Genomic DNA, 7699 nt, shown 5'->3' on the forward strand with positions numbered 1-7699 from the left:
TATTTTTTTTAAAACAAACACTTACAGCAAGTGTTCGCATGCAAGATTTAGAGTGTCCTAGTAGATCCATAATCTGACCTCAGCTGCTGGCTAGGCCCTTTTCAGGCCAACCTCACACCTTTCCGGGCAACTTCATAAGCCAGCACATCCCAAGATGATGGCCCCTCCAGTAATTATATCCGTGGCTATAATTTGAGAACTATGATGTGAGGGCATCAACTGCTTCCGCTTTACTCAAGCCGTCGCGGATGTCTCTGGAGCGATACTAAGTGTTGGAATGGCCGAGACATCAACTGCGCGGGAAGCATGCCAAGCATCATAGGCCCCCTGCATCCTAATCCAGAATAAGGGCGCGGTACCGAACAGCTTTCCAACGCGCACCGCGACCTCAGGGCTTACAGGTTTACGTTCTGCCAGCAGGTCATGAAGATGCTGCCGAGAAACCCCAAGCATTCGAGCAATTTCAGCTTTCGATTTCCCGGTCGCAGGAATTACATCCTCGCGGAGTAACTCTCCGGGATGAGTGGGGCAACGGTTGGGATTGCGGCTCATGCTCGCCTCCTAATGGTATTGTTCATAGTCCAGCACATAGGCGTCGCCATCTCGGAACTCGAAAGTGATGCACCACGGACCGTTTACATGGACCGTGTAGCGGGTTGGATTATGACCTCGTAACGCATGAAAATCGAAGCCAGGAAGGTTCAGGTCTTCAGGCGCAGTGGCGGCGTCGAGCACGTCTAGTCGCCGCAGAATCCTGCTGTGCATGCGCTTGTCAATTTTTGACTTGCTCGTTTCCCATAGCGCCCTCAGCTGCTTGTTAGCGAAGGACTTAATCATACCCTTATGTAAGCTGATAGGCGACACATGTAAAGTGATGACTTACATTTAGTTTAGGCCAATCCAGAGAGCCTCTCGGATTATATTTACGGATATATTCCTACCAACCCAACCGCCTCCAACAGCACACTTGTCATAAGTATCTGATTAATAGTGGTTTTACTTTGCCTGGTCACAACTCAAGTCGTTTTCTTTTCTAAGATCCACCTATTATTAGTACGGCGACCATATTTAACGCATATATATCAATCACTTATTCCGCATGTGAGCAGAACTACACCAAATGTGGCGATCCAACTTACCAGTAGCTGGCTAGGTCTACTTGGGAAGCTAAGGCCGAGCGGTTTCAAAGGTCGTCCATGGTCGAGACGGGTGATCGCTTAGTCCTTTAAGGTACTTCAAGGAGACCAGTCATAAGGCTTATATCCGTGAATATAGGGCTGCTGCGGGTCATCAGCACCTTAGTAGGTTCATTCCTGTAATCGGCGGTTCCTCAGGCGAGCTTGTCTTCACTAACAATCCTAAAAAATACGAAAGCAGCAACGAAAAACAGGGGGCGTGAGCGTCCTGTTGTTGTTTAAGACGTTTAAAGAACAACGTTTAAAACGTTTAGGAAGAATATATTTCTATAAACCAATGCTTTATGAGTACATAGGTGAACGTTTATGGGATGAAAGGTGAAAGGATATGGGAGGAATTGACCTGGAAAGGTGAACGTTTATGGGATGAAAGGTGAATGGATGTGGGAGTATAGGTGAATGGATATGGGATGTGTCACTTTGTTTTTATAAGTCACTGTTATATAATGGTTATATTCTGAATTTGTGCGGTATGGGCTAAGGAATAGTCATTTAAGGTGAACGGATTTGGGAGCAGCATGATTAAGCAAGATGAGACGCCCTGCGAGGCATCATTCTACATACAAAAGGTGAGAATGGGCGATGCATATGCAAGAACCCTTCATAAAAAGAAGCTTTGAAGCGTTCAGCTATAGATGCTGGTTCTGAAGAGTTAGCCTATAGGTGAACGGATGTGGGAGCTGTAAGACCGCTGCCTCCGCTTTCGAAGAAAACTTGCATTTGTCCGAGAATCTGTGCAGAGGTGAACCGGCGGGGGGTAGCTTGGTTCACCTATGGCGTTAACTTCTAGAAAATATAGTGATCGTAAGGCGATATTGAAGAAGAACGTCGCGGCGATTCACATTGGCGCGAGACTTTCGCTGCTCCAGAGAAAACTCGTAAATGCATTGCTATACAACGCTTATGATCAGCTCCTGACGGCACGGCAACATCAAATTAGTGCGTCGGTTCTTTGCGAAATGATTGGCTTTGACAGTCATAACTCGGCCCACTTAAAAGCAGCCATCAAAGGTCTCATGGAGACGGTGATCGAGTTTGATGTCTTAGAGGATGATGGAGAGACTTCGTGGGAAGCGATGGTTCTTTTGCCCTACGCAAAATTAAAAGGCGGAGTTTGTACCTACCGGTATGACCCAGCACTCGCTGAGAAGCTTTACCATCCGGATGTCTACTCAAAGATCAATCTGAGTGTTCTTAAAGAGATGAAGAGCGCCCATGCTCTGGTACTGTATGAAAACTGCTATCGGTACGTAGATATTGCACACACTCCATGGTGGGACTTATCTGTGTTCCGCAAGCTGATGGCAGTAGACGAACTGGCTAGCTATAGACAGTTTAAACTCCTCAACCGTGCGGTAATTCAACCTGCGATGAGGGAGGTGAACGAGTTATCTAATATCCAGTTGGAACTCGAAACAAAACGTAAGGGTCGCAGCATCACGGATTTGCGATTTCTCATCCGGCCGAACCCCCAGTTATCTCTCCTTGGTATGGATGCCGAGGACGACATTACACGGACCCCTGCTTACAAAGCTCTCCTCGCTGAGGGCATCTCTAAGGCCCTCGCACGTACATGGATCCTTGAGTACGGTGAGGAGTACATTTTTGAAAAACTCGACCTCGCCAGCTCGCAGGCAGCAAGCGGTAAAATCAAATCCTCAAAGACGGGGTTTCTAAAATCTGCCGTAGAGCAAGACTATCACAACGAAAATACTGAAAAAAAAGAAGGTGCTGGAGGTTTCTCAGGCGGCCAAAGAAACCCGAAAGGCATTAGAGGGAAAACTTGAGGCTCTCAGAACGGCTCAAAAGAGGGCCGAGAGCGCCTTTAGGTTCTCGTGTGCGGAAATCATAGAAGACGCCCTCTCAGGGCTCTCCGAAGGGCAGAGAGCGGCATTGGAGGCAGAGTTCCAGCTTACCCTAGATAGCGCGATCTATGTGAACTCTTTCAAGAGCGGCGGCTGGAAGGACAGATTGGTGTTCCCAGATATCAAAAAATTCTGGGAAGCGCGCGAGCTATCTTTCCCTTCCGAAGCTGAATGGGCGAAGAAAACCGGCTCCCAAGAGCCTCAAACGCTTAAGGTTCAGATTGAAGAGCTAGAGAAGAAGCTTAAACAGGCCCCGGTAGCTACTGCTTTAAAGTAGGTGGTTTGGTCCTGCCACGCTTCAGTGCCGCCCCAAGTGCTCGTTTCTGGAGTATTGCCGGGCATACCAAATCAGGCATAGCTGAGAATTTTTGCGCTTCCTGGGCCGTTATCTGACCGTTTAACGGCATTTATGTCATCCGTGGTTACCGGTCCTGTTATAGCATCAGGGAAAATCTCATCGAAGAGAGCAGGAATCCAGCTTGCCGGATCCATAGGGTCCAGTACCGACCTCTCAGTACCCTCTGCGAGTAATAGTTGTTTTCTCCTGATGGGCACTGTTTTAGTCACATCAGATGACAGTTCTGGGGTGGGCGCTGATGGAACTGTAATCCTCAAATTTTGCGGGGCCTCGGCATCCTGTAGAGTATCAGTTCGGGCTTCAGCTACATATTTGCGGACCGTATCACGTGACATGCGGAGATCCCGAGCGAGTGATGAGATCACGACGTCTTTTCTTGATGCTCGCAACTCTTCCACCGCATTGATAACGAGAAGCTTTTTCTTAGCCGCGTTCTGTTGGGCGCCGTACTTGCCGCCAATTGCCTGTCTTTCTGTAGTGCTCATGTCTCCATGGATGAGTTTTAACCTCCGGCAAACACCACGATCTTTTTGCTCACGTCCAGAGTATCTATAGTAGCGCCATGTCCAGCTCGATATCGATCTTGCGGTGGAATGGATCGAGGATTCTGGTAACGGATCTTTTGCGAATACCTTATCGTTATAGATCTCGCACTGTCGCAGTACATATTTGTGCAAATCCTCCTCAGATTCAGCTAGCGGCTTGTATGCGTAGGCAACAAAACGGATATGTTCGAAAAGCCCCTCATGGCGGCCTTTGTTGGCTACATGCTGACGGAACCTACGACCGATGACTTGGTGTAATTTTGGGATCCGATGCATCTTGGGGACCCGGTTAATACAGGGAAACTGGTTAGGCTCTTCAACCCATTTTCTGGTGTCAGTGTAGACCGTTTTGTTGATCGCTTTAGTGATGGACTTGCTTCGGACCTCTGCTGCTGCCAATGCCGCCTCGCAATTATCGATCGCTTCCGATAGCTCCTCGAGCCCCCACTCACGCAGGTCACCTTCGATGACGTGGTAGAATGGGTCCTCGGTGCCGTAGACGCGCTTAGCCGGGTTCTTGGTTGTAGGCGGGTTGATCCGCTCGACATAGCATAGCCGTCCGAGCAAGTTAGCTAGACGTCCACAAACATCGTTGTATAGGGCCATATCGTTGCGGCTGTTGCCCCACACAGGGCGATTAAGCCAATACACTAGGTGTGGACGGCAGGAATAGTGATCGCTGGCGTTGTGCGGGGGCCTGCCCGTGAATGTCCTTGGCATAGGAATACCCATCTCGCGCATCGTTGCCACATCAAGGCTTGAATCAATATCGAGAATGATAGCGACCTTCTTTGATCGATATGGCTGCGGACTATAGTAATGTGCATCGATGTACTCGTGCTGCGGCAGCCAGAATATCTTCTTGTCTTCATTGGCCGCATAGGACCAGCGAGGCATGTGGCGAAGATACATGTAGTCAGTAACCTCGAGCGGATAGAACAGCGCTAGGTTTTCCTCATTAGACATGCGGCTTTCGAAGCGACTAGTCCAGTAGCCCTGCTCCTGGCGAGCAGGTTTCCGTCCATTGGCATCAACTAGAGTATATCTGTCGGGCCCAATTTTCGTTACAGATGACACCAGCAGCAACCAACCTTCCGGCCAGCTGCTGTGTCTTTGTAAGCACGCGCACGGGGTGAAGGCGAAATTGCCTCAAAGAAAAAATATGACGCAAGTTCTTTTTCGAAATTGGACTGCATTCTATAACCACTTTGATTGCATTCCCAGTGGTATGGCGGCCGTTGCGATGCCCAGGGTAATGCTGACGCGAAATTGCGCCCATTATTGATATTGGGCACAGTATCGAGTTGTGGTTAAAATGCGGTTAACGCTGTGCGTATATTGGCGGTGATCTGTCGATTTCCTCTTTAGATCAGTTGCATATAGACCGTGTGGAACCTAAATTTCCGTTAAGCGCTGCCTTCCCTGCGCTAGATGGCCCACCATGCAGCGCACCTCGCTGCATGGTGGGTTTTCGCGGCCAAATCGTATGGGCCCGTCGGTCGTAAGACTGGCGGGTTTCATATTTTTCTGCTGCTTATCGAACCGGTCATTTATGGCCAGTTTAGGCCGCTATATTGATTAATGGCGCCAATACAGACATCGTGCACCTCTGAGCTATGCAGACTTATCTCGAAAAACGTCAGCCTATGAAGAATGTCGCCCGGTTCTACCGGATGGCCGTTTTGCCAAATCTGTTTGGCGAGTGGATGCTCTGTCGCGAATGGGGCCGGATAGGGCATAGCGGCCAGGTTCGGATGGATTGGTTCGTAGATGAAGAACAGGCTGTCGCGGCTCTGATCGCACTGGAAGCCTCTAAGCGTCAGCGCGGCTATTGGGTGGAGCCTCAGCAGCTAGCGATGTTCGATCTGACCAGTTGAGTTCGCGCCGGATTGAGGGTCTGAAGGAAGCCGCCCTGCATGGGAAGTTCGCCTCCAATATCGTTGAGGGAGTTCTGGGCTACCACGGCCCGGTTGGAGGGGCAGATTACGGGCGACGACGAAATCGCGCTGCTGGAAAGCGTGGTTTGACGTGACAGAACAGATAGCGATCTTAACGCTTTGCTTGGCGAAGGGCCTCTATGCAATGCGGCTTACTTCACGGCCGCATTCATTGCGCTGATGAGCCTTTTCCACTGCTCCCGCTCTCGTTCACTCAAGTCCGACGCCTCATGATCGCGCGACCATCGGACAAAAGCTTTCGCGAGCCGGTACTTAGAAAACTCTTTGACTTCGGCCTCGAAAATACTGATGAGCGGTCTTTGCGGTTGCTTGTCTGCCGTACCTGAAACATCCCAGCTAAGCTCTGATTTCGCAATGCTAATCAGTGTATCGCGGAGTAGGTCCTCTACTTCGGCGGTTTTAATCTCATCCTGCAAGTAATCTTTCGTCCTCAGAATACCCTTATTTCCAAGCGTATGGACAAGGGTATCTTGCTTTGCGGCTTGATCTCCGGCGCTATCAGAATCGAGAAGGGCCGCCACCTTGAAGCCTTGTGCGTGAAGAATTGTGGCAAAATAGACGACCTTTCCCGCCGTATTTGCGGGTACCAATGCAATCTTCTCGTTAAGGTTAGCTTCCTTCGAAGCCCGCAAAAGCTGCGAAACCGCATCGACATACCAGTAGTCTGTCAGACCCTCCAAAATTAGGTTTTGTTTCTGTGTGAAAAGGCTTTGCGCAAGATCGTATCCAAGCGCTTCTTGTAACGGAAGCAGCGCGGCTGGATCGTTGGCAGTGACCGAGGTGTGCACCTTCGTTCCCTCTTCGCGGCTACTCATTTCAACTACGCGAACCAAATCGAGCTCGTCTGGGCCGACAAGGAAGGGTGAATGCGTCGTGTAGAGAGTCTGATTTCCTTCCGCCAAGCGCGTGATCGTTTTGCGGAATTCCCGCTGCTTCAACGCGTGTAAACTCATGCCTGGCTCGTCTAGCAACAAGACCGCGTTTTTGTGTTCACCCTGAGCCTCAGCGAAGAAAACCACGAAAAATGACACGAGCCATTGAAAGCCTTCTGAACGCTGGTCGAGCTCTACTTCGACACCAAGGTCGTCCTCAACAGTAACCTTGAGGTATTGCCCATCAGCTCGGAGCCGAAGCTTTGCCGCCTCGCCCTTGCTCTCATCCGGCTTCCAAACAGAACGGATTTCGCGAGTTAGGCTGACCTCCGCAGCATTTAGTTGATACTGCCTCTCATCAAGCTTTTCTCGAAACGCTTCTATTGCCTCCGGGTCATTCGCATCGGGCTCAGCCGTCGCTCCCATTTCTGAGAGTTCCGCTGCGTTGAAACCTAACAGGCTTAAAAGGCAAACATTTCCATAATCGTAGCGCTCATCGTCCAGCGTGCCATTGGTGATCCTGGTAGCAAGCTGTCTCAAGTGAATGAGCGGACGAACGCGGAAGTAGTTGCTAAACAGGACAAAAACAGGAACGCGCTTCCGAAGAGCTTGAACCGCCGCGTTCCGTGCATTGCCAATCTCGATACCAGCTTTGAGGCTATCAAACCGCGCTTCTTCTTTCTCATTGTCTTCATCAATGAGCGGGAAAACAGCCTTTAACCAATCTTGCAAAGTCTCGGCGTTTTTGCCTTCAATCGTTTGAAAGTCATACCATCCCTCTGTTGCAGCCTTAAGCGTCTCTGTCGGAGATTTCGCAGAACCATCTTCTGGTGAGGTGAATTGCTTGTCCGCATGTGCTGCGAGTCGGGCCAAATCTTTCTCTAGATCTCTGTAGGTTTTTTTTG

At 49.9% G+C, this 7699-nt stretch carries 6 protein-coding genes; 3 read left to right on the forward strand and 3 right to left on the reverse strand.

Going from position 1 to position 7699, the window contains the following annotated elements; genetic code table 11:
• Window positions 1-234 precede the first annotated feature (234 nt).
• Window positions 235-552 (reverse strand): HigA family addiction module antitoxin, encoded by a 318-nt coding sequence (locus FCK22_RS16120; protein ID WP_136720590.1) that lies wholly within the window; start codon window positions 550-552, stop codon window positions 235-237.
• 1459 nt (window positions 553-2011) lie between these two features.
• Between FCK22_RS16120 and FCK22_RS16130 the strand changes: the two genes are divergently transcribed.
• Together FCK22_RS16130 and FCK22_RS19120 are read left to right on the forward strand one after the other, a co-directional pair.
• Window positions 2012-2983: a replication initiation protein gene (locus FCK22_RS16130; protein ID WP_169306105.1), complete on the forward strand. Its 972-nt coding sequence runs from the start codon at window positions 2012-2014 to the stop codon at window positions 2981-2983.
• Window positions 2984-3089: 106 nt separating this feature from the next.
• Entirely contained in the window at window positions 3090-3338 is a 249-nt protein-coding gene (locus FCK22_RS19120; RefSeq protein ID WP_136720593.1) for a hypothetical protein, read from the forward strand.
• Window positions 3339-3409: 71 nt separating this feature from the next.
• On the opposite strand, the gene FCK22_RS16140 is transcribed toward FCK22_RS19120, so the two are convergent.
• Entirely contained in the window at window positions 3410-5041 is a 1632-nt protein-coding gene (locus FCK22_RS16140) for a primase C-terminal domain-containing protein (protein ID WP_248646566.1), read from the reverse strand.
• Window positions 5042-5580: 539 nt separating this feature from the next.
• On the opposite strand from FCK22_RS16140, the gene FCK22_RS16145 reads away from it, so the two are divergent.
• Window positions 5581-5841, forward strand: coding sequence for a WGR domain-containing protein (locus tag FCK22_RS16145; RefSeq protein ID WP_136720595.1), 261 nt, complete (start codon window positions 5581-5583; stop codon window positions 5839-5841).
• 212 nt (window positions 5842-6053) lie between these two features.
• On the opposite strand, the gene FCK22_RS16150 is transcribed toward FCK22_RS16145, so the two are convergent.
• Window positions 6054-7699, reverse strand: a 1646-nt coding sequence (locus tag FCK22_RS16150) for an AAA family ATPase (protein ID WP_136720620.1), incomplete at its 5' end; no start/stop codon positions are given.

Source organism: Sulfitobacter sp. 15WGC (genome assembly GCF_005068605.1).
Classification (GTDB): Bacteria; Pseudomonadota; Alphaproteobacteria; order Rhodobacterales; family Rhodobacteraceae; genus Sulfitobacter; species Sulfitobacter faviae.

Excerpts from the sequence above, each read along its gene's own strand:
- FCK22_RS16120 (WP_136720590.1), bottom strand. The coding sequence starts at position 552 with ATGAGCCGCAATCCCAACCGTTGCCCCACTCATCCCGGAGAGTTACTC.
- FCK22_RS16145 (WP_136720595.1), top strand. The coding sequence starts at position 5,581 with ATGCAGACTTATCTCGAAAAACGTCAGCCTATGAAGAATGTCGCCCGG.